At 52.9% G+C, this 23,156-nt stretch carries 19 protein-coding genes; 3 read left to right on the top strand and 16 right to left on the bottom strand.

From position 1 onward, the window contains the following. Nucleotides 1–33 precede the first annotated feature (33 nt). Complete coding sequence (locus PHD44_RS01355) at nucleotides 34–1,248, bottom strand: hypothetical protein (RefSeq protein ID WP_300187165.1); 1,215 nt, start codon at nucleotides 1,246–1,248, stop codon at nucleotides 34–36. 559 nt (nucleotides 1,249–1,807) lie between these two features. Between PHD44_RS01355 and pgm the strand changes: the two genes are divergently transcribed. Then, nucleotides 1,808–3,448, top strand: a complete 1,641-nt coding sequence (gene pgm / locus PHD44_RS01350; RefSeq protein WP_300187163.1) for a phosphoglucomutase (alpha-D-glucose-1,6-bisphosphate-dependent) — start codon at nucleotides 1,808–1,810, stop codon at nucleotides 3,446–3,448. A gap of 63 nt (nucleotides 3,449–3,511) precedes the next feature. Here the strand turns inward: pgm and PHD44_RS01345 are convergent, their stop codons facing one another. The 11 genes from PHD44_RS01345 to PHD44_RS01295 all read right to left on the bottom strand — a co-directional run bounded on the left by PHD44_RS01345 (nucleotide 3,512) and on the right by PHD44_RS01295 (nucleotide 18,111). Continuing rightward, complete coding sequence (locus tag PHD44_RS01345; protein ID WP_300187161.1) at nucleotides 3,512–4,270, bottom strand: DUF1461 domain-containing protein; 759 nt, start codon at nucleotides 4,268–4,270, stop codon at nucleotides 3,512–3,514. Between the two features lie 553 nt (nucleotides 4,271–4,823). Then, complete coding sequence (locus tag PHD44_RS01340) at nucleotides 4,824–4,997, bottom strand: hypothetical protein (protein ID WP_300187159.1); 174 nt, start codon at nucleotides 4,995–4,997, stop codon at nucleotides 4,824–4,826. Nucleotides 4,998–5,091: 94 nt separating this feature from the next. Further along, the gene (gene cydB, locus PHD44_RS01335) at nucleotides 5,092–6,138 is read right to left on the bottom strand and encodes a cytochrome d ubiquinol oxidase subunit II (protein WP_300187157.1); all 1,047 of its coding nucleotides are present in this window, start codon (nucleotides 6,136–6,138) and stop codon (nucleotides 5,092–5,094) included. A gap of 21 nt (nucleotides 6,139–6,159) precedes the next feature. Beyond that, a complete protein-coding gene (locus tag PHD44_RS01330) occupies nucleotides 6,160–7,611 on the bottom strand; it encodes a cytochrome ubiquinol oxidase subunit I (protein WP_300187155.1) in 1,452 nt (483 codons plus the stop codon). A 239-nt stretch (nucleotides 7,612–7,850) separates the two neighbouring features. Beyond that, nucleotides 7,851–9,572 (bottom strand): thiol reductant ABC exporter subunit CydC, encoded by a 1,722-nt coding sequence (gene cydC, locus PHD44_RS01325; protein WP_300187153.1) that lies wholly within the window; start codon nucleotides 9,570–9,572, stop codon nucleotides 7,851–7,853. Beyond that, nucleotides 9,569–11,341 (bottom strand): thiol reductant ABC exporter subunit CydD, encoded by a 1,773-nt coding sequence (cydD, locus tag PHD44_RS01320; RefSeq protein ID WP_300187152.1) that lies wholly within the window; start codon nucleotides 11,339–11,341, stop codon nucleotides 9,569–9,571. The genes cydC and cydD overlap by 4 nt, the downstream gene beginning before the upstream one ends. Before the next feature lie 214 nt (nucleotides 11,342–11,555). Then, nucleotides 11,556–12,110, bottom strand: coding sequence for a PAS domain-containing protein (locus tag PHD44_RS01315; RefSeq protein ID WP_300187150.1), 555 nt, complete (start codon nucleotides 12,108–12,110; stop codon nucleotides 11,556–11,558). Between the two features lie 156 nt (nucleotides 12,111–12,266). After that, nucleotides 12,267–13,328: a diguanylate cyclase gene (locus PHD44_RS01310; protein ID WP_300187148.1), complete on the bottom strand. Its 1,062-nt coding sequence runs from the start codon at nucleotides 13,326–13,328 to the stop codon at nucleotides 12,267–12,269. A 56-nt stretch (nucleotides 13,329–13,384) separates the two neighbouring features. Then, nucleotides 13,385–13,792, bottom strand: a complete 408-nt coding sequence (locus PHD44_RS01305) for a PilZ domain-containing protein (protein WP_300187146.1) — start codon at nucleotides 13,790–13,792, stop codon at nucleotides 13,385–13,387. 421 nt (nucleotides 13,793–14,213) lie between these two features. Then, nucleotides 14,214–15,836, bottom strand: coding sequence for a bifunctional diguanylate cyclase/phosphodiesterase (locus PHD44_RS01300; protein WP_300187144.1), 1,623 nt, complete (start codon nucleotides 15,834–15,836; stop codon nucleotides 14,214–14,216). Between the two features lie 103 nt (nucleotides 15,837–15,939). Continuing rightward, entirely contained in the window at nucleotides 15,940–18,111 is a 2,172-nt protein-coding gene (locus tag PHD44_RS01295; RefSeq protein WP_300187142.1) for a response regulator, read from the bottom strand. Between the two features lie 93 nt (nucleotides 18,112–18,204). On the opposite strand from PHD44_RS01295, the gene cysM reads away from it, so the two are divergent. Next, nucleotides 18,205–19,107, top strand: a complete 903-nt coding sequence (gene cysM / locus PHD44_RS01290; RefSeq protein ID WP_300187140.1) for a cysteine synthase CysM — start codon at nucleotides 18,205–18,207, stop codon at nucleotides 19,105–19,107. Nucleotides 19,108–19,122: 15 nt separating this feature from the next. Here the strand turns inward: cysM and purN are convergent, their stop codons facing one another. Together purN and purM are read right to left on the bottom strand one after the other, a co-directional pair. Then, complete coding sequence (gene purN, locus PHD44_RS01285) at nucleotides 19,123–19,785, bottom strand: phosphoribosylglycinamide formyltransferase (protein WP_300187138.1); 663 nt, start codon at nucleotides 19,783–19,785, stop codon at nucleotides 19,123–19,125. Between the two features lie 11 nt (nucleotides 19,786–19,796). Next, nucleotides 19,797–20,852, bottom strand: coding sequence for a phosphoribosylformylglycinamidine cyclo-ligase (gene purM, locus PHD44_RS01280; protein ID WP_300187136.1), 1,056 nt, complete (start codon nucleotides 20,850–20,852; stop codon nucleotides 19,797–19,799). 159 nt (nucleotides 20,853–21,011) lie between these two features. Here purM and PHD44_RS01275 point away from each other — a divergent pair, with 159 nt between their 5' ends. Continuing rightward, nucleotides 21,012–21,689: a prostaglandin E synthase 2 gene (locus PHD44_RS01275; protein WP_300187134.1), complete on the top strand. Its 678-nt coding sequence runs from the start codon at nucleotides 21,012–21,014 to the stop codon at nucleotides 21,687–21,689. Here PHD44_RS01275 and PHD44_RS01270 read toward each other — a convergent pair. Both PHD44_RS01270 and PHD44_RS01265 read right to left on the bottom strand, forming a co-directional pair. After that, the gene (locus PHD44_RS01270; protein ID WP_300187132.1) at nucleotides 21,658–22,521 is read right to left on the bottom strand and encodes a symmetrical bis(5'-nucleosyl)-tetraphosphatase; all 864 of its coding nucleotides are present in this window, start codon (nucleotides 22,519–22,521) and stop codon (nucleotides 21,658–21,660) included. The two genes, PHD44_RS01275 and PHD44_RS01270, sit on opposite strands and share 32 nt — an antisense overlap. A gap of 10 nt (nucleotides 22,522–22,531) precedes the next feature. After that, nucleotides 22,532–23,152, bottom strand: a complete 621-nt coding sequence (locus PHD44_RS01265) for a class I SAM-dependent methyltransferase (RefSeq protein ID WP_300187130.1) — start codon at nucleotides 23,150–23,152, stop codon at nucleotides 22,532–22,534. Nucleotides 23,153–23,156: the final 4 nt, after the last annotated feature.

The following is a 23,156-nucleotide window of genomic DNA, read 5'->3' as shown; positions in this document are numbered from 1 at the left end:
AAAACCGGGGCTTTTTAATGACTTTCTGGTTGTTTAGCTATGGGGCGTCGCAGGCTGTTCCAAAAGATTCGATCTGCGTGTCAGTAGCTTGTTTTTGAGCTTCCAGAATACCTGGACCGTTTTAAGTTGGACGTAGACGAACGGAGCCATCAGCAGAAAGTAGACCCATGAACGGTGGGTGATAATGTCGTTGTGGGTCAGGCCGACATTGATGAAAAACATGCCGAATACAAAGAAAGCCACACCGGGGCACACCAGGGCGAAGGTGCCCGCGTCGCCCTTTTCGCCGTGAATATACTGTTTGAAATAACCGAGATGTCGCATGACTGCGTATCCTAGCAAGCCAAACAGGATTTGTGCCGAAACCACAACCATGCTGCCGACAAACAAGCCGCTGTAGTGCAAAGAGCTATCAAAACCATGATTTAGCCCGTGGCTCAAACGAATCCAGCTAATCCCTAACAGTGTCAAAATAGGAATCATAATCCACAGGCTTGGGCTGGCGGACTCACTGATTCCGTTGATCATCATGGATTGAAAACCGTTAACCAATTTGACGATTGCCAAAAGAACCGCAATGGTCATGAAAAATAACGAGAGCGCGATCGATATGGCGATTACTGTCGTGATTTTGGACATGGAAGCCGGTGCAGCGAAACCAACGGCGATCATGGAAAGTGCAAAGATCGAAACCATGGGGGCCAAACTGTTGTTGGTCGCGAAATCAACGTTACCGCCAACTAAGGCCCGTGAGAAGTAGCGCACCAAAATTTTCATGGCAAAGACGCCAATCACAAAAAAGGCGGAGATTGCGAGCGGGAACAACCATTCGACAATCGACCAAAGATTCGGGATCAATAAAGCACCCAGCACAAAAGACACGTTCACTGTCATGGCCAGGGTGAGCGGGATGGTCATCAATGCAATCTCTGAGTTGCTTACGAGCAACTTTTGATAGGCATCTGTTTGTTTGAACAGGCCGAATTCGCGGATGTTCCAAAAAAGCAAACGGAAATGCCAGTAGGCGAAAAATAGAATCGATGAAATAGCAAGACCGGTGAGTAATGCATTAAAGAGGCTGGGGCCGGTAAGAATTGGCCACACATCGCCGAAAGTCACCATTGCTGTGTTTGGGTGGGGAAGCAAGAACATCAAATAAATGAAAAAGGACACCGCCAAGCCGCCCGCGCCAAGTGACGCAAGAAAATACAAGGGGGTGAACTTAGATCCAATATCTCTAACCAGCATAATAAAGTCCTCGACTAATTAATTGCGGATAAACTACTTACTGGTTCGAAGCTACCTTTAGCGAACCCATCCATAACATAAACTATATTAGCATAGATTAATTTAATAAATAAATTCTGAGAAAAAATGGGATTTATTCGTCAACAGGTTTCCCGCCGGATGATGCCGAGGCTACTGTTGCTTATATTGGGGGAAACTAGAAAGCCCCCCATCCTTGGGGGTTTTCTTGGGAAACGCTTACGAATCCACCCATGACTTCGAGCAGATACGCTCGGACCGGTGGACTTGCGCCAGCTGAATACGGGCTTGCGCCTGCTGCGCATCAAGCAGGAGCAAGCCCGCGGTTACACCCGGCCAGATCTCAGAATTTCAATGATTTGCGTCATTGAGCGGCCGGGCATCCATGCCCTGTATGGGAAGGCCCGCATTCGTGCAGAGGTTCCTTAACTTCTTCTGATTAAATCAAAGCACCCTTGGGGGACAATTTTAACTTTGTCGAACGACTCAGATTTGGCATTCTGTAGCAGATGCTTTGCGCTCAACTTTTAAGGATGGTTTTATGTCTCAATCTTCGCTTGCGGGTTCGTTGCCTACCCCGGATATGCTGGTCCAAGTACCCGAACTGATCAGTGCCTATTACACGCAGCAGCCGGATTCGCGGTTGGTTCGGCAACAGGTGAGTTTCGGCACGTCCGGCCATCGTGGTTCGAGTCTGAACACGAGCTTCAATGAAGCGCATATCGCGGCCATTACAGCGGCATTGATTGAATATCGTCGAGAGCAGGGCATTACGGGCGCCATTCTGATCGGTGCGGACACGCACGCGCTTTCCTGGCCGGCATTTGTGACTACGATTGAGGTGCTTGCGGCCGCTGGTGTTCCTTTGCGTTATCAAGCCGGTTTCAAACCGACGCCCACGCCGGTTATTTCCCGGTTGATCATCGTCAAAAATTCTGCGTCCTCGGGCGCCTTGTGCGATGGGATCGTGATCACGCCATCACACAACCCCCCGACCGATGGTGGTTTCAAGTACAACCCCACGCATGGTGGCCCGGCCGATACGGATGCCACGGGCTGGATTCAGAACCGCGCGAATGAGCTGCTTGATCAATGGGAGAACATCCCCCGGATGGACTTCGCAGAAGCCCTGAAACAGTCTTCTGTGATTGCTGATGACTTCGTCACGCCTTATGTGGCGGAACTGGAGCAGGTAATCGATTTCGAAGCAATCCGCAAGGCGGGCATTTCCATCGGCGTTGATCCGATGGGGGGAGCCGGATTGCCGTACTGGAAACCGATTGCCGAGCGCTACCAGCTCGATTTGACCGTGGTGAATGACCGCATCGAGCCCGATTTTCGGTTCATGCCGCTCGATCATGACGGCAAGATCCGCATGGATTGCTCCTCGGCCTACGCCATGTCCGGATTGTTGGCCATCAAGGATCGTTTCGATATTGCGTTCGGAAACGATACCGATGCCGATCGACATGGGATTGTGACCCCGGACGGCGGTCTGCTCAATCCCAATCACTACCTCGCGGTGGCAATCGATTATCTGTTCCATCATCGGCCAGAATGGGCCGAGCATCTGGCCATTGGCAAAACGGTCGTTTCCAGCTCGATGATCGATCGCGTGGCGGCGGGTCTGGGTCGTACCGTTTTTGAAACACCCGTAGGCATCAAGTGGTTCCAGCCTGGGTTGACTGCGGGCGAGTTGGGCTTTGGTGGGGAGGAGTCCGCAGGTGCTACGTTCCTTTGTCGTGATGGGCAGGTATGGACGACCGATAAGGATGGACTGATCCTGGGGCTGCTTGCCGCTGAAATCTTGGCGGTGACGGGTAAAGATCCCTGGGAATACTACAACGATCTGGTTGATCGATACGGCCAGCCCTTTTATACCCGAGTGGATGCGCCGATCAGTGCTGAAGAGAAAGCGCGGTTCAAAGGGCTGACTGCTGATTCTGTCAGTGCCACCAACCTTGCCGGTGAATCGATTACTCGTGTGTTGACCCATGCGCCCGGCAACCAGGCCCCGTTGGGTGGCCTGAAAGTTGAAACTGCGAATGGCTGGTTTGCCGCGCGTCCATCCGGTACGGAAGATATTTACAAGATTTATGCTGAGAGTTTTATCTCAAGTGAGCATCTTGCCCGTATTCTCGAAGAAGCGAAGACTTTGGTTTCCGAGGTGTTGTCCGGCTAACCGGTCAGGCTGGCATGTTCGAGTCAGGAACGAAAGCGCCTTTTCTTTGAATTTTGCTGTGCCCTATCGTTGTTGTGCGGCTCGAATCGTTGTCAGCGTTTTTGCCGTACCCCAGAGTATGAGTAAAAAAGCGCAAGCGGTAATAAGCCACCAGATGACAATCAGCCCGAATAAGTTTGGCGCCTGCATGAATGTGGTCATCAGCGAGTCCTGATAGTAAAAAAACCACGGATGATTGGCTGGAAACACGCTGCGGTGAAAGCTGTTGAACACACGCATAGGCCCAATAGCAAAGACACTAATACCCGCGATAAGCAGGCTTAATGCCGTGCCGGTTGCAAATGAACGCAGGCTGGGCAGCGGTTTTTTTCGCCAGAGGGTGAAACCGAGCAGGATTAACCACGCCAAAAGCGCCAAACCACCAATATCTTTGCCAATATCGACTACGCGGGAAACATCGGTTAAATGAGTGACCTCGTCTACCGTTAAAAATACGCCCAGGTCGCGACCGTCGGGTGAAAAGTAATGCAGCTCGCTTAAACCGCGTCCTTCGTTGTTAATGGCTTTTGTTATCGCTGAAAACAAGCGCGCGTGTTCATTGGCATTTGTTTCGATAAAGTTTTGTTTGCCGTGACGATTTTGCGGTGCGTAGGTTTCGATTGTTGCCGGAATGTTCAACAGCCGATAATCCAGCGGATACAAAAAGTTAATCTGGGACAGCACCATCCAGGCGAGCCAAAGTACCGCAGGCCAAAGCAAGATCAGATGAAGACCAACAGGAATGGCATTTTTTACACGTATCATCGCTTGGAGTCTGGGCATAAGAGCATCTCAGATTTGAAGAGGATCAAAAATAGGGAACCTCGAAAAACCCCTTCCGTGGAATTTTTCGAGGTGCTCTATAGAGAGTGTTTACGAAATCAAGCTTAAAACGGACGTAATCAAACCCTCAACGGTCTTTAAATGGTTTTCAAGATAGGCTTGTGTTGTTTCGCCCGCCAAACGCCCCGTTCTTCGATCCACTGAGATCGCATGCGGGCGCCCCATTTCTTTGCTCGTGCAAAGAAATGGGGGAAAGAAACACGCCCCACGGGGCCGGCCCTTCGGGCATACCCTGACCTGACCTGATCCAGCCGGGTCGCCTCGAATTCGAGCGCCGTATCCGCAAGGGCTTGGGGCATGGATGCCCCAAGGGTGCGAGAACAGGATGAGTGACTTCCTGTCACGACGAGGCTGAATGGGCCATCCATGGCCCATTCCCCCGGCCTCCACAGGTCAGTTCAGGGCGGCCCCAAAGGGGATTTTCCCACTTCGTTTAGCATGGTGTTGTCCGGAAAACTTTTGATTTTTTTAACACCTTCTGATGTCAAGCATATCAGTCCTTATGCTGTTTAATCGCTTCGGCTTCGATTTGCGCCCGCTCTTTGAGCACCAGAATCAAAAACAAGGCAAGCATCAGTAAACTCATGGTGCCTGCAGACCACCATAGCGCGGTGGGTAAGCCAAAAATCAAATCAACCAGAACAATACCGGCAGCAGGTCCCAGCATAAATAATGACAACACCCTTAATCGCCATAAGGCGACCAAGGTGGGTTGTCTTTTCCACCATTGGAACATGGCGTTATCGAAAACGCTGATACGATTAGTGCGCGTAGCCTACCAGTTTGTGCAAACGGGCACGAAAAACCCATGCTTGATAAAAATTGTAGGACAACATGACAGGCACAAAACCGAGCATGGCGTAACTGAATGCAGCCAAGGAGTTGGACGGGTTGGCCGCATCGAAAATCGTCATTGTGCCCGGAACAAACCAGGGGTAGAGCGTAGCCATCATCGTGCCAAAATTAATGAACACGATACTGGCAAGCCAGAGCATGGCAGTTATGTCGCGCTGCTCACGAGACGCTTTGCGCATAGACCAGGTTGCATAAAGAACAATGGCACCGGCAATGACATATGCCCACCAATAAGTACCAATCCATTTATCCCTTGCCCATGGGAATTGGATAAAGGTCCAGGCAACTGTGACTAAAATAGCGACCAGTGCAAGGTAGAACATGAGGTCAGTCCATTTTAAGGCCTTGGCATAGATTTCCGTATCGCGGTTGAAGCGGGCGCGCAAGTAGGTGCCACCGGCTAACGAGGCCGCTATGACCGCGGTCACACCGGTCAGCAGGCTAAAGGGAGTCAGAAAATCCATCGCACCACCATTGAAGGTGGGTACTTGGCTGGTTGACATACTAAAGCCCTGCAAGAACGCCCCCAACGAAACACCGGCAGCGAAAGTGGTTGCCAGGCTGCCGATCCCAAAGCCCCAATCCCAAATTTTACGGCTTCGCTTGGAATAATGGTGAAACTCGAGGGAAACGGCCCGGATAATAATGCCCCAGAGCACAACCATCAGTGGAATCATCAGGTAATGAAACAAGGAGCCATAAGCCAGGGGGAAAGTGCCGAAAATTGCGCCACCGGCGACCACCAGCCAGGTTTCATTGGCGTCCCAGGTTCCCGCCATCGAAGCCATGATCGCACCACGTTCTTCACTATCTGAATTAAATAGTGAGTAAATCCCGGAACCCAGATCCGCGCCATCCAGAATGATGTATAAAACCACGAATAAGCCGATCAACAGCCACCAGATAACGGTGAGCCATTGGTAGCCGTGGGTGATGTCCATAATATGCTGCATAGTTTTTCTCTTCGTATGGGTTCAAACGGTAGGGCGTTCAATCAGTGGTTTCCCTTCTGGCGGATGTTTTTTGGGCATTTGCCCTAAACTGAGGGCATCATCCTGTACGCCATGCATGATTTCTTCGTTCATGTCCGGACCTGTGCGAACTACTTTTGAGAAGAAATACCAGGCTCCGATCCAAACCACCAGATCAAAGAACACAAAGCCGATAAACCATGCGATTTCTGCGGCAATGCTCATTTGGCTTACGCCTTCCGAGGTGCGCATTAAACCGTGGACAAGCCAGGGTTGGCGGGCAATTTCACGCGTCCACCAACCTGTCCAGATGGCGATATAGGGCAGTATGGCGCTGAAGATGATGGCGCGTAAAAACCACGGACGGCGTTGGAGTTCCTCTGCGCTAAATTTTCCCTTGTAGCGAAGATACAGTGCCCAGAATGCAACCAGCATGAGAATACCGCCGGCGGCCACCATAATGCGGAAGGCATAAAACGGGGCGAGCACAGGCGGGCGATCTTCGGGTTTGAACTGATCAAGGCCTTTGACCGTGCTGACCCATTTATGGTCTTCCAGCAGGCTCAGTACGTGGGGGATGCCAATCTGGAACGTATTGGTGCCTTTTTCTTCATCGGGCCATGCAATCAAATTCCAGCTCGTATTTGGCGAGCCATCGGCATTGTAGGTATGCCAGTGACCTTCCATGGCGGCGAGTGCGGCAGGATCATGTTCGGCAACCGTGCGGCCCAATTCGTCACCTATATAAACCTGTAGAGGCGCAACAATCACCAAGGCCATTAAAGAAGCGGTCAAGGTGCGCATAAACATCTGCGCATGGCGATTTTTATAAATCATCCAGGCTGAGATACCCGCCACGAAGAACAGTCCGATTTCGATGGACGCAATGAACATGTGCGGAAATGCGGTGAGGAAATTCGGATTGAAAATGGCGGCCGTCCAGTCGTCCACCAAAAACAGACCTTTCTCCAGATGAACCCCTGTAGGCGATTGCATCCAGGAATTAGCCACCAAAATCCACATGGCCGACAGCATGGATGAAAACGCGACGTTAAATGTGGCGAAGATGTGCATCTTCTTGCTGATTTTGCCCCAGCCGAAAATCATTAAACCAATGAAACCGGCTTCATACATGAAGGCCGTGATGGTTTCATATCCTAGGATGTTGCCGAAAAATGGCCCGGCCGCTTGTGAGAAGGGGCCGAATAATATGCCAAACGACATTTCCATGGTGACGCCGGTGGCTACTCCAGCGCCAAAGTTGATGATGAATAGCTTCTCGAAAAAACGTGTCAGGCGATACCACTCGTCGTTGTCGGTTTTAAGCCAGCGCCATTCGCTGTACAGCAAAAACGAGGCCAGACCGATGGTCAGCGGTGGGTAGAGAATGTGCATGGTTGTTATCCACGCAAAATCAAGTCTTGCAAGATCGGTCATTAGCGTCGGATCTGTCATTTTTTTCTCCCGATAATAGATGGCGCGGCGGGCGCCAAATAGGGTGATCTGTGTGCTGAATTGCGGTTGGCCGACCTCAGCGCGTATCAATCCGATCCTGACATTGAAAATAGTAAGGAGATCGGTATCTGTAGCATTAAGAGTAGATTACTTTTCCAGTATTTTTAAAATTTATTAGCAGATTAAACTAAAAATATAACCATCTGATTTGAATGGGATAATGAGTTATATTTTGCAAATCAGATGTTTATTGCATCCGTGTTCAGCCGAGTGCCGGTGACATGTCCGGCATCCATCAAAATGATCTGATCGGCCAAGGTGAGTAGGTGAGGGCGATGAGTGATGATCAGAGCCGTGCGTCCCGACAACAGTCGCTCAAGTGCATGGGTGACTTCTCGTTCGGTGGCTGCATCCAGCCCTTCTGTGGGTTCGTCAAGAATGACGATGGGGGCATCCTTCAATAAAGCGCGGGCAATGCCGATGCGCCGAATCTGTCCACCTGACAGCCGGGCTGCGGCTTCACCAACCTCCGTTTCAAAGCCATCGGGCAGGGCGAGTATATCGTCGAGAATAGCGGCCGCCCGGCAGGCATTCAGAAGTTCTTCCTCTGTGGCATCGGGTTTGGCGAGGTATAAATTGGCGGCCAGCGTCGTGTTGAACAGATGGACTTGCTGGCTGACAACGGCGCAAAGCGCGCGAACGGTGTCGCCGCTTAAATCATTCAGATTAGTGTCGCCAATGGTGATCTGGCCGGAGTCGGGCGCCCAGAACTTGAGCAGCAGTTGGGTCAAACTGGTTTTGCCGGAGCCACTGGCACCCCGGATGGCGAGTTTCTGTCCTTGCGCCAAGCGGAAGGTAACATCGCTCAGTGCCGGTTGCTTGTTACCTGGATAGGTGAGGCACACCTTGTCGAATCTTATGTCGAAATGCTGTGGCGCGGCAGCAGGGTTGATCGGTTCGATCACCGCAGGTTCAGCATCGACCAGATCCAGAATCCGGCGGGCGGCGCTGCGTGTTTCCCCGAGGGCGCGAAAGGCAATGGGCAGGGCGGCGACTGCCTCAAAACTGGCCATGCCGAAAAACGCCAGCATCACGAGTTCCGGCCCATCGAGCATTCCGCTTTGAACCAGGCCAATGGCAATGACGATCATGCCAAGCCAGGTGAGTTGGCTGAACAGACCCGTAAGGGCCGTGCTGCCAGCATCGATGCGGTTTTGCTGTCTCTGGGGCACGACCAGCGCGCTGTTCTCCGCGTGTATGGTATCCATGCGTTGTTGCGGATCGCCGTAGAGCGTGATTTCGGCCAGACCGCGCACGGTTTCACTGGTTCGTTGGCGCAAGGCCGCACGCGCCTCGACAATCTGTTTGCCGCTGTTCATACCCAGATGCAGCGCCAGCCAAGGCAGAATCAGGCCGACGATCATCAGGCCAATAAGGTTCGTCAGTGCGATGGCAGGGCTCCACCACAACAGGAACAGAATCATCAGCACGGTGGAGAGCAGGGCGGCAAGTGTCGGTGTCACGATGCGCAAATACGCATTTTCGAGGCTATCGATGTCGGCACGAATCCGGCTCAGCAAATCCCCGCCTTGATAATACTGAAGGCGAGCCGGTGCCAACGGTTCCAGACGTTCGAAGAACCATTGACGCAGTCCGGCGAGGAGCCTGAATGTGGCCTCGTGGGTGATCAATCGTTCGAGATATCTGCCTACGGTACGCAGAATCGCCAAACCGCGAATGGCCGCTGCCGGCGTGAAGTAATTGATGACGGCGCCAGTTAGTCCACTGATGGCCATGGCGGTAATGAACCAGCCAGATACTGAGAGTAGGGCCACATTGGCGAGAATGACCGTTGTGGCGAGCAAGACGCCCGCAAGCATCCAGCCGAGGTAGGGGCGGCTGATTTCATAAAGCCAGCGCAATTCGTTCTGCTTTGGCGTGTGAATTTGTTTGCGACTCATAGCCCGGCGCTCCGATATTGCCGGTAGCGTTCGGCATAGGCACCATTTGCGTGGAGCAATGCCTCGTGGGTACCTTGCTCGATGATTTTCCCACCGTCGAGTACCACGATCTGATCGCTTCGCTCGATCGTGGTCAAGCGGTGCGCGATGGTCAGCATGGTTCTGCCTGAGGAAAGTCTGGCGATGGCGTCCGTGATCAGGCGCTCACTTTCCGGGTCAAGGCTGGCGGACGGTTCGTCCAGCAGCACAACGGGCGCATCCTTATAAAATGCGCGTGCCAAGGCGATGCGCTGTATTTCACCGCCCGAAAGCCCCTGGCCCCGATCTCCGACAATCGTCTGGAACCCGTTTGGCAGGCGGTTAATGAAGTCGAGTGCATGTGCATTCTGTGCTGCCTGGTGCAACGCATCAACGTGTCCGTTCGAACGACGATTCAGCGCAATGTTATCTTCGATGGTGCCGTGAAACAGCGTTGGATTCTGCGGTAACCAGGCCACCCGTTTGTGCCAGCTGCGTGGCGAAATCTTAGTGAGTGGCGTGTCATTGATCAGGATTTCGCCATCGGTAGGTGTTAAAAACCCAAGCAGTAATTGACCCACGGTCGATTTTCCCGCCCCACTGGCACCGATCAGAGCCGTGTGCGTGCCCGCTGGCAAATCGAGGTTGAGACCGCGTATGACTGCCTCCCGGTTCGGGTAGGCAAAGTCGAGACGGGAAAAGGTAATCTGCGGCGCATGTTCCAGTTGCAGTGCAATTGCACCAGTCGGCTGGGTGGATGGTTCCGTATTCAAGAGTTCAATGATCGGTTCCACGGCGCCCAGTGCATCCATTCGCGCGTGAAATTGCGTCCCCATGCTGCGCAAGGGGAGATAGAACTCCGGCGCAAGTAACAGCACAAAAATGCCGTTGAGATAATGTATGTCGCCATACATCAATCGAAAACCGACATAAACAGCCACCATGGCAATGCTGATGGCAGCCAGAAACTCAAGCACCATCGAAGAGAGAAAGGCGACGCGCAACACTTTCATGGTTTGCAGGCGGTAGTCTTCTGCGATCTGGCCGATGAAGCGGGCTTCTCGTTGGGCTGCATTGAATAGCTTGAGTGTCGTCAGTCCTTCGATCATGTCGAAAAAATGCGCGCCCATTCTGGACAGGCTGCGCCACTGTGCACGGTTCAGTTTCTCCGTCTGGTTGCCGATGATGATCATGAATACGGGAAGCAATGGCGCCGTGATGGCGAGAACCAGACCGGATATCCAATCAAACGGAAAAACGAAAATCAGGATGGCGGCGGGGATGATAATGGCGAGCTGCATCTGTGGCAGATAGAGACTGAAATACTTATCCAGTGCTTCTACGCCGTCCACCACCTCGGTTGCGCGCGCGCCAGAACGCTGGTTTCTACTCCATGCCGGACCGAGCGCATGGATGTGATCGAAGAGACGGGCTCTGAGTTCGGTGCGAAGGCGGGCGCCGGCTTCGAAGGTAAACCGCTGGCTGCCGTAATTTACGCCGGCACGCAGCAGGAAGAGCCCGATCATGCCCGCCAGATAACCCCAGACGGTAGTAATCGGTTGGTGACCGATCGCTGTTGCATTCAGCACCTGAGCCAGCATCCAGCATTGGGCAATCAGTAAAAAACCATTCACGCTGCCGAGCATGACGGCTGTATTCAGGGGGCGTTTTACCGTTTTTGCCTGACTTCTCAGCCATCGATCCAGCTGGCGGGTTTGTTCCTTGTCTTGCAGCGCAGCAGGATTGGCCATGGGTTTGATGATTTCCGAGGCTTGGAGTGTTTTAGTTAGGCGCGAACATGTTTGGCGCAACCACGTAGCTGCGGTCTGTGGATTATAGGCTCATTGGTCCGGGCTTGCCGTGGTTCCTTAAGGAAATGTGCAGCGCAGATACGGTTCGAGGGCGGACTCCGGGTGTCGGGCGACTCCAGTCACCGCCTTTTTGAGGATGTCGTGCTCGTAGTGATTACACGCGTTGTGATAAGACAAGCTGGCTCAGATCTTTATAGCCTTTTCGTTGAACCAGTTTGCACAAGACATCGTGTGCGGGCTTGAATCGGCGTTCGTCATTGAAGCCGCTATCGTTTTCGGCTTCCCGCATCTTCGCAAACAATTCTTCCCACATGGGGATGAGTTCAGTACGTGGCGTGAATCGAGCCGATGTGTAGCCCACGGGAACACCATTCTCGATGACAGGCGCCACACGTGTCATCACCCAGTAATGGTCACCATTCTTGCAGCGGTTTTTCACGATACCGTAGAACTCTTCACCCTTCTGGATTGTTTGCCACATCAAGTAGTAAACGGCGTCGGGCATGTCCGGATGACGCAAAATGTTATGGGGTTGGCCGATCAGTTCATCCACGGTAAAACCGGAGATGTCAGCCAGAGAGCGACTTGCGTGCGTGATGATGCCCTGAAGGTCGGTCTTTGATTGCAGCGCGCGATGTGAACCAAGTTCAATGGCTTTATTGGTGACTTGTCTGACGTCGATGGACGGTTTGAATCCCATGGATAACATTTGAAGCGTACCTGTTGATAAAGCAATTCATCCTTGAGCGGTATTCCATACCAATACGGATATTCGTAGTGTGACCGGAAATCATGCCGCTAAATAGAATTCATTCAACCAAGTGGCATGGTCAGGATTCAGATCAATGTGCGGCGTGCCTGAGTATCAAAGCATCTCAGGCGCGTCGCCGGTGGGTTTTTCCGAAGGTAAGCCCACCACGCGGTCACGGCCCTCCGCCTTGGCTTTGAGTAAGGCATCATCCGCGCGGCGCAAGAGGGAATCGGGGGTGTCATCGGCGTGTACGGCTGCCACACCGAGGGAGATGGTGAGTCCGCCCAGATCACGGCCGCTCTCCGCCAATCGGAGTCGCGATGAGGCAATTTTCTGTCTCAGATGTTGAGCAACGACAATGCCCCCCTCGTATTGCGTATAGGGCAGAATAATCGCAAATTCCTCCCCACCGAATCGGATGACGCTGTCCTGGCCCTTGATGTTGGCCATCAGCGTGCGCGCCACGAAGCGCAATATCTTGTCGCCAACCAGGTGGCCATAAGCGTCATTGATGCGTTTGAAGTGGTCGATGTCTGCCAGGATCACGCAGAACGGTGTTTTTTCCTGCAAGAACAAATTGATACGTTGCAGCAGCATTTCGTTGAGACCGCGTCGATTGGCCAGACCGGTCAGCGGGTCGGTGCGTGCGTCCCTTCGGGCCGCTTCAAGTTCTTCTTTCAGACGGGTGATCTGCTCGCCCGCATCATTCAACTGCGACGATGTTTCTTTGGATGTGCGCTCAAGCTGGCGTGAATCTTCGATCACTTCGGCTGTGAGCATGCGGATGTCCTGAACCGAATCCGTGCGATCGATTTTGCGCACAAAGTCACCGAGCGATGACGCATAGTTCGAAAACTCATTGCCTGTGTTGAGCATTTGCATCATGACGTTTCGAATAACGCGGAGCAGTGCGCTTTGTGCTTTGCTCATCTCCTTGATGGCACCGTTCAGAACATGGGTATCGAAAATTTCCTGAGCGATATCAACGGTAAGCCCTTTGTCACTATTGATGGCGTCGTCTATGTCTTTGTTCAGACTGGCATCTCGTTTGAGTGCACGTTCGTAGAATAAAGTGAAAAAGATGGGGTTGGGCGGTAAATTCAACGCCTGTAGCTCAACGAGCACCAGACGCAGGATCTCTTGGGATTGGGCGTGATCGTGCGTGTAATCAAACATGGCTGCAAAATCCTTTTGACGGCATGGGAGAGCATACGCCTGAAGTCCAGAGGTATTTAGGCCGGTCGGAATAGTTCAAAAAGGTCACGTTCAATAAGCTCTTCATTCGCAAGATTGGCCACAAGTATTTCACGTAACTGGGTTAAGTTGTCCAGATCAATAGTGGGCCAAGTCAGCCCGACCATGCCAGATTGGTTACGCAGTATTTGTACGTCCAATTCTAACAGTGGAATGTCTTCCGGGTCAGCTAAAATAACCAAGTGTCCAGAAGAATTCTTTTGAAGGTCTAGCGCGGCTGAATTGCCGTTTTGACTATGTTCCTGCTCTATCAGGGCGCCTTTGAGGGATATGTCCTGAATACGCACATGATATTCTTCCTGCGAGATTTTCAAACGGCCCGGCAATGATAATGTCAGGCGTGCGTATTTGCGATTCTCTTTGGATGCTGCTGCGTCTGTTGACATACCCTGTTAGCCCTCACCGTTTTATTTATTGATGAATGAGAAGAGCAATCGAAAATTTTTTATTCTAATAATTTCAAATCAGCGTTTGTGCCAACCGATTTTAATTACGCACTTTTTCCCTTAAGGAAGCTCTGAATAATTCCATCCTGGAATTCTTAAGAGCACGCAAAGCAAAAGATGTGACTTTTGCTTTGCTTCATTTTCAATCACATATGTGATTGAAAATGGCGGCACGTCCTTGTGCCGCGCGGAAACTCTGAATTATTCAGAGGTTCCTTAAATCGACACAAAAACCAGTTCCTCTTTTTTGTGCTAGCGTTGATTAATGTGCAAGCTTTTCAAGCGACTGTCAACGTGGGAAACCTCGAAAAATCCCAAGGATGAGTTTTTCGAGGTTCCTTATGGTTAACATGATGAGCGATCAGATCGTGTGCCAGGCTTTGGGTTTTAGCATACGGTTTTTCTGTATCAGTTCGGGTTTGCCTAGGTGGAAACCCTGCCCCCAGTCAACCCCCATTTGGGCCAGCATATCCGCTGTGGCCTGATCGGTAATGAACTCTGCCACGGTAATTAAGCCCAGATCCTGAGCCATGTGCTGGATATGCTGGACGATGCGTCGTGCCTTGTCATTGGTCGTGATGTGTCGAATCAGCTCCCCTTCAACCTTTAGGAAGCTGAACGGCAGATCAAGCAGATACCGGTAGGAAGAGTAACCACTACCAAAATCATCCAGAGCCAGACGCAGACCGAAATCAAGCAACGGTTGCAGGGCGCGCAGTGCTTCCTGCGTGTCATCAACCAATTCGCGTTCCGTGATTTCAATCACCAGCGGTTTGGTTTGGCGCGCGCTTGCCTGATCCGGATGAGTGCAGGCGCAGGCGTTCATCGCCGTAACGATGGTTTCTTCGATCAGCTCCGGGTGGTGGAGAAAATCGCCGGAAATATTAACGAAATGTGCACGCGGTGTGCTGAAGTGGCTGGTGACACAATAGTTGATCGTTTGTTTGATGATGCTTTGATCAATTCTATGTGCCAGCTGCAGCGAAGCGGCGGCCTCAATGAACTCTCCTGCCGCGATCACGTCGCCTTTTTGTGTGATCATCCTGGCAAGGGATTCGTCCGCAACGATCTGGCCAGTTTTCAGGTCGAATATGGGTTGAACTGCAGCAACAATTCGCTCTTCGAGCAATGCCGTTTCCAAGGCACCGCCGGTAATGTAAATCGATGGTCGGGTCAGTTTTCGGGCATCTATGGCTCGATTGCGACCGGCACGCTTGGCTTCATAGACGGCGGCGTTGACTTCGGTCAGTGGGTCCGGGTTGTCTGGGTTTGACGAATCAAACCGGGTATATCCGATGCTCAGACCCAGTTTCCGTCCGGGTAAATTGAGCGATCTGGCCAAGGGCAGTTCGCGAGCAATGGTGTTGAACGACTCAGCGAATTGAGCGGTTTGTTGAATGAGATTTTCCGGCACCAGAGCCATGAATTCATGGCCACTCCAGCGCGCGAGGCTGACGGATGCATCTATCTGCTGCCTGAATGCATGCCCCAGGGCGTGTATGACATGGTCACCGACATCGTAACCCAGGAAATCATTGATGATTTTCAGTCGATCGATATCGATCAGAATGAGTGCGCCCTTGCCTTCACGACGCTTCGTGCCGATCAGTTTGAGCATATGTCCCCGGTCCATCAGCCCGGTCAGTGGGTCGATAGCCGTGGATGTGCCGTTTTGGAATAGATTGAGTTCGTAACAGGTTGAGTGATCACTCAGTGTGTGGGCATTCAGTACGGCGTCAACTCGAAGGAAATCGTCGGATGACAGGCTGACACGGAGGGGGGCAATGCCACCAAGCGCTTCGCGGGTGAGTGGCGCGCCTTCTTTGGTCATGAGTTTCTGCAGAACATCTTCGAGCGTCAGGTGCGCGGATGAGGGGAGGCCGAGTGTGTGCCTCGCGCATTCGTTGATATAGCTCAGCGATTTACTCGCGTCGGTTACAAAAACCGGATGTTGTAGCGAAGCTAATATTTCGGCTGAATCCACTTGCTTCAATTTCCTGACGGCAGCTTGCTCTGAACTTTACCCAAGGATACCGGCAAAGCCAGCATCAGGCCGAGTATATTTTTTTATTAATGGGCTTCTAATATTAATGGGCGGTGGTGACACAACCACGTTCGGTAATGGTTTCATCGATGGCATTGATCAAAATTTTGGTCAGCAAAGCGATGCGCTCGTGATCCGCAGGATCACTCAGCAGGAGGTCTTCGAGGATCCCCGCATGGGTTTGGAGTGACTTGGCCTGACAGCAGGCGGCGGCACCTCGGAGTTTATGTGCCAAATGCCGAAGCGTTGCCAGATTGTGACCACTTTGCATCAGGTTCTGACGATAAATCGGCAGTTCATCACAAAGGAGAGTGTCGAGTACCTGGTCACGTGGATGAACAGTGCAAGACGGTGGTGGGTCCGGGTTGAGCGGTTGCAAAAATTGGCTGATCGCGTTGATCAGTTCGCCCAGAGACACCGGTTTGGTCAGGACGATATCGGCTCCGGCATGGAGTAGAGACTGGTGCACCTCGGTTTGGATATTCGCGGTAATGGCTATGACGGGTGTGTGTTTGTGTCGATCCTGCTTTCGCAGCATGCGTACGATGCCCGTGCCAAGGATGTCGGGGAGGTGCATGTCGGTCAGTACCAGATCAAGGTCGGCGTGCTCGGCTTGATACAGGCCGCTTTTGCCATCTTGAGCGGATAGCGTCGTGACACCGATCTGTTGCAGCAGATTGACCAGATGACTTTGATAAATCCGGTCATCATCAATGACCAGCGCTGTTCTGCCAGTAAATGAGGGTAGGCTTTGCTCCGTCTGATTTTGCGAAGTGTGGGTCGTTATCGGCTGTTTTTTCTGCAGCGCAGAAGTGATCTTGTCATTCTGCAAGATTCTTGGGAGCAGGGTTTGCAGCACGCGTTGGCGTATAAACATGGGTAGGCTGATTTGTGCCCAATCGAATTGGCCGACCGGTCGCCCACGCAGGGATAATTGCGTGCACAGGGCGATGATCCGACCGTGTCTACTCACATGCTGGAACCAAAGTGGCGGGTCTGCACTCAGTCTCTGCCAGTTTTCATTGTCAATAAAAAGGCAATCAATTTCCCCGTGGTCGGGATCGAGGACGATGTCGGCGCCGAAGGCTGAAAGATGCCCGCGCCAAGCCTGTGCATGGGTCGCTGACTGCGTGATCACCGCGCAGGATCTGCCGCGTAACCAGGGTTGCCATGGTTGATGTGCTCCAAGAACAGGGGCGGAAAACGTTAATCGGAAACCCTGACGCCCCTCCCTTGTTTCTCCGACACTCAGGGTCGCATTCAGTTGCTTGCAGAATTGGCCGATGAGCCACACGGATAGATCCGTGCCCATGAATAACGGGTCTGTGTCCTTGCGTATGCTGGGTATCCGCGGTTGGCTTAGTGCCTCGGCAAAGTGATCCAGCGGCCCCGGTGATTTGCCATCAATGACCAGATTGAATGTGCAGTTTGTCTCACTTTCTGCCCCGTTTGAATGGCTTGTTTCCAGTTCGAGTTCTTCAGCCAAATCCGCTTCAAGCAAAGTGACGCTGCAATCATTTATGTCGGGTTGCTGAATCAGGATAACGAGTAAATTGTCGATCAGTCGGCGCAACAAACGGATATCGATCGCGACCAGTCCGGGTATATCCTGAAAACAGATGTATTGGATCAAGCCGACGCGCTGTTGGGCAAAAATTTCCCACTCGGCGACCGCATCCTCGATCTGCAGACGAATATCCGTTTTGCGGGGGGTCGCCTTCAGACGATTGGTTGCTGCTTCGTAATAATCCAGAACATTTTCGATTGCCAGGCGCAGTTCGGCATTGGCGGCGCGGATGACAGCCAATTCCGGGGTGAGTCGTTCGTTGATTTGTGGGTTTTCATTGGTTTCGGCCAAGGTGTCCGTTGCGGCCCGAATGTGCCCGAGTGGGGTAACCCAATGCTGGTTGATCTGAGCGATTTGCTGCACGGAAATTTCCGGCCGGTCTGCATTTGTAGCGGCATGATCCCGGCTCAAGAAGATCCGGTTTTTGGAGAGTAATTGAACCAGAATGGTTATACCGAGCCATAGCCCGGTCCAACCCAGACCGATGCCGATCATGCCGAGAACGGTCAGGGACTTTAAATGAGTATCCGTAGACTCTACAGGAAGGTAGAGCAGCCAGGGGGTGAGCAGCAATCCCAGCAATAGGGGCCAAATGTGCGAAAAGGGGCTGAAGTTCCGCTGTGGCTGGGGCGTTGGGCTCTGCTTCATTTTTTTCCCATGCGTTAATGATCTATCGAGTATGCGACAATCCGTCGAGTGGCGGCGGTTTGTTCGTGCCTATTTTGATGAAGAATTGAACAGATGAAAACGTATAACCTCGAAGAATTGAACGGTAACACGCCATTGGTGCGCATAGAGCGTTTATCTATGCAACTCGCTTCCCGTGGAAACAGATTGCTGGGTAAGCTTGAGGGCAACAATCCCGGGGGTTCCGTAAAGGATCGCCCTGCCTTATGGATGGTGAAGCAGGCAATGGCGCGTGGCGAACTCAAAACGGGTGATCGCCTGATCGAGGCTACATCAGGTAATACCGGTATTGCGCTGGCAATGGTTGCGGCGGCAATGGGCCTGAAAATGACGTTGATCATGCCGGACAATATGTCTCTTGAACGACGACAATCGATGGCCGCCTATGGGGCCGAGCTCATACTCGTGCCGAAAGCTGAGGGTATGGAACGGGCACGAGATCTTGCTCAGGAAATGGCCGCAAGCGGAGCGGGGATTGTTCTGGATCAGTTCAGTAATGCGGATAATCCAGCCGCCCACTTTGCCACGACCGGCCCTGAAATCTGGCGGGATACGGCAGGAAAGATCACCCATTTCGTTTCCGCAATGGGCACGACCGGAACGATCATGGGCACGGCGCGTTATCTGAAACAACAAAACCCGGCCATTCAGATTGTGGGTGTGCAGCCCGCAGATGGTGCCCAGATTCCCGGCATACGTCGCTGGCCTGCGGCTTATTTGCCGAAAATTTTCGACCCGAGCCTGGTTGATCGTGTCATTGACATTGATCAGGGCACGGCAGAGGAAACAACCCGACGACTGGCACGAGAAGAAGGCATTCTGGCTGGCATATCATCGGGCGGCGCGATGGCTGCGGCCCTGCAGGTGGCCACGGAACAGGAAAACGCGGTCATCGTTTCCATTATCTGCGACCGAGGTGATCGCTATCTTTCCACAGGGGTTTTCCCGGCCGGTTGAAAATGCGCAGCCCGGTCAAAGCCGGATAATATCGGGCGTGTTGTCCGCTCGTCCGTCAGTCCATTGCGCCTGTTGCTGGCGGTAGCAGACTTGGCCTTTGATCAGCCGATCAAGCGCATAGGGATAAATCACATGTTCCAATTGATGAATTCGTGCTTTCAAGCTGTCCACCGAGTCATCCGGCAGAATATTCAGAATACCCTGAACGATGGGCGGCCCTGCATCGACCGTGGGGGTGACGAAATGCACCGTTGCGCCATGTTCGCGGTCACCTGCCGCCAGTGCGCGCGCATGGGTATCCAGACCGGGGTATTTCGGCAGCAGGGAAGGGTGAATATTGATCAACCTACCCAGAAAACGTTCAACAAAACTCGGGGTGAGGATGCGCATAAACCCGGCCAGAACGATGAAATCTGGCTGGCATCGGTCAATAAGATCGGCCAGTGCGGCATCGAAGCCGGGACGGTCGGCAAAAGTCTTGTGATTCAGCACTTCGGTTGGAATCTGTGCTTGCTGAGCTCGAATCAAGCCATACGCATCGGCGCGGTTGCTGATGACTTGAACCACTTCTGCATGGAGCATGTGACCGTGGCAGGCATCCATAATGGCCTGTAAATTAGAGCCACTGCCCGAAATTAACACGCACAGGCGTGCTTTTTGCTGAACGTGATCGGTCATGCTCCGGGGGCTCAGCGATAGATGACGGAGGCTTGATTGCCCCGCATCAACATTTCTCCCAGAATCCAGGGGGTTTCGCCTTGAGCCTTCAAGGCGCTCAGTGCTTTTTCGACGTCTTCGGCTGCAACCACAACGACCATGCCGACACCATTGTTGAATGTTCGGCGCATCTCGAAGGGTTCGACCCGACCGTGTTCTGCCAGCCAGTCGAAAATTTCGGGGCGTTTGTAGCTGTTAAGTTCGATGGCGGCTGTGAGGTCTTCACCGTAAACACGCGGCAGGTTGTCCGTGAGACCGCCCCCGGTGATGTGGCTCAATGCATGAATTTGTACCGCTTGACGGAGGGCGAGGATGCTCTTGGTGTAAATGCGTGTGGGGGCAAGCAGATGCTCCACCAGTGGTCGTCCATCAGCCATTGCGGCATGCAAATCCGGTTTGGCGCGTTCGATAATTTTCCGAATCAGCGAGTAGCCATTTGAATGCGGGCCGGACGAAGCCAGACCGATCAATACGTCTCCCGCTTTGACCTTGCTGCCGTCGATCATCTCGCTCCGTTCGACCACGCCGACGGCAAACCCCGCCAGATCATAATCGCCGGTGTGATACATGCTCGGCATTTCAGCCGTTTCACCGCCGATCAGCGCGCAGCCGGATAGTTCGCAACCAGCCGCAATCCCGTTGACGACGCGTGTGGCAATCGGTACGTCCAGTTTGCTGGTAGCGTAGTAATCGAGAAAGAACAGGGGTTCTGCGCCCGTGACGACAATATCGTTCACGCACATGGCCACGAGATCGATGCCGATGTGATCGTGGCGATCAAGATCGATTGCCAGTCGAAGTTTGGTGCCCACGCCATCGGTGCCCGAAACCAGAACAGGGTCTTTGTATTTATTCCCCAAGGCAAACAGGCCGCCGAACCCGCCCAGACCACCGATTACCTCGGGGCGGGTGGTCCGTTTCACGGCAGGTTTGATTTGTTCGACCAGCGCTTCGCCGGCATCGATGTCGACGCCCGCATCGCGGTAGGTGAGTGGGGTATGATCGTCTGTCGGGCTATTGGTCGTCATGATGGCGCTTTAACAAATAGAAATTTTGCCGCACAGTTTACAACAGAGCAGGGGGGCAACGGAGGGAAATCTGGCGGCGATGTCTGCTAGGGATTTTTTTACCATCGTAAGACTCCCACCCTGTGACTATTCCACCTGATTATTTATCGGAGTTTTTTCATGCTTACCTTGTATCAATTCGAATCCTGCCCTTTCTGCTGGAAAGTCAAATCGTTACTGCACTTTGCCAAAATTCCGTACAAAACGGTTGAGGTCAATCCCATGAACTCGAAAGAGCTTGAGCCACTGGGTTTGAAGAAGGTGCCGGTGCTGGTCGATGGTGAACAGGTTGTGACCGAGTCGTCCGTCATCATGGATTACGTCAATGATCATTTCACGCATTTATCGAACGACGACACCGTGCCCGAATGGCGCGAATGGGTGGACAACACCCTGGTGCATTTTATTCCGCCCATCATCTACAAGGACTTTGGCACGGCGTGGCAAACCTTCGGTCAGGTGTTGAAACCATCCGGTTTCGGCGTGCTGAAACGCACGATGATCCGGTTTGCCGGTTCGATGGCGATGTCCAAGTCATCGCAGAAAAAGGCGCGTGAACGCGGTATTACAGACGCGCCCGCGGGTTTGACCGAAGCGGTGGCGCATTGGGTCAATGACGGTTTGGCGGGGCGGACATTTCACGGTGGTGAAATCCCGGATCTGGCGGATTTAAGTGTGTTTGGTGTGTTCCGTTCTACAGATGGTCTGGCGGCGGTTTCATTGGCCAAGGCATCCAATCCAGCCTTTGCCAAGTGGTACGAACAACTCAAGTCGATGACTGCTTCGACGGCGGTTTGACGTTCAGTTGCCGGTAACAGGGGCAGGAAACCTGAATGACGGTAGCGGGACGGGTATCAAGATGGAGTGCGGTCAACTCGCGTCCCCAGAGACAACCCTGGTCGATGCACCAGGTCTTCTTTCGGTCGCGTGCTTCGCCGAGCGCCGACCAGTGGCCAAATACAATGCGTTCGTTGCGGCTGGCCCGACGCGGGTAGTCGAACCAGGGCAGTAACTTGTCGCCCACTTCCTCGATCGGGCGCTTTTCCTTGAGATCGAGCTGACCGTCCTGAGTGACATAGCGCATCCGGGTCAGGGCGTTGATCGTATAGCGGATTTTAAGCGTTTTACTCAGTTTTTCATGCCAGAACGCTGGGTTTTCGCCGAACATGGCCGTAAAAAAGGGCAGGGGATCCGATTGCCTCAAGGCCTTCTGCGCCATTTTGGCCTGCGCCAGGGCTGTATCCAGATCCCAATCGGGTGGAATGCCTGCGTGAACAAGCGTCCAGCCAAGTTGGCTGTCTTGATGAATCAGTGGACGGTTGCGCAACCAGTCGATGAGTTCATCCCGATCCGGTGCATTGAGGATGGCGTCCAGCGTATCGCCCGGTTTGGGTGATCGGTCGGTGAAGGCACAGGCGAGCAGAAACAGATCGTGGTTGCCGAGTACCGTAATGGCCGTATCGCCTAGGTCCCGAACAAAGCGGAGTGCTTCGAGTGATTGCGGGCCTCGATTGACCAGATCACCTACAAACCAGAGTGTGTCTGCCGCCGGATCGAAGGCAATTTTTTCCAACAGGGATTTGAGTGGGTCGAGGCAACCTTGGAGGTCGCCAATTGCGTAGGTGGCCATTACAGTTCCTTCAATTCGGATCGTTTTTGATGAGTGTGATGCCTCGAAACCATCCGCGGGCCAGCAGCGGTTCATTGCGAATGCGTGTCAGTTCAGGATGAGCGGCCAGCAAGGGTTCGAGTTCGACATCCGTTCGGGTGGCCAGCATACCAAGCAGTGGGCTGATCAGCCGCCGGAGTGGTGCTTTTTGATGATGATGCAGGAATTTATCGAAAATAACGATGCGTCCGCCGGGTTTGAGTATCCGACTGGCTTCAGCCAACGCCCGTTCCGGTCTTGGGACGACAGCCAGAATCAGGTGCAGCAACACAACGTCGAACTGTTGTGGCTTAAGTGGCGTGTTCATGGCATCGGCTTCGATGAGCTGCACTGGAAATGAACAAGCGGCACCGCGGGCTTGTGCCCGTTTGAGCATCGCACGGGTGATATCCAGCCCCACGCAGTATTGGGGTTGGGTCCGTTCATTGAATAAATCAAGGTCAAGACCACTGCCAATGCCGATAATGGCGAGTGATTTGCCTTCCATTGCCCCCAGTGCTTCAAGGTTGCGCGCCCGCGCGGCACGGGTGGCTTGTTTGAGCATCAAATCGTAGATTGGAGCCCATAGGCGATAGGTTTGGCGCAGGCTCATAAAA

This window comes from Halothiobacillus sp. (assembly GCF_028710545.1).
GTDB lineage: Bacteria > Pseudomonadota > Gammaproteobacteria > Halothiobacillales > Halothiobacillaceae > Halothiobacillus.
This window is presented reverse-complemented; position numbering and strand designations above follow the sequence as displayed.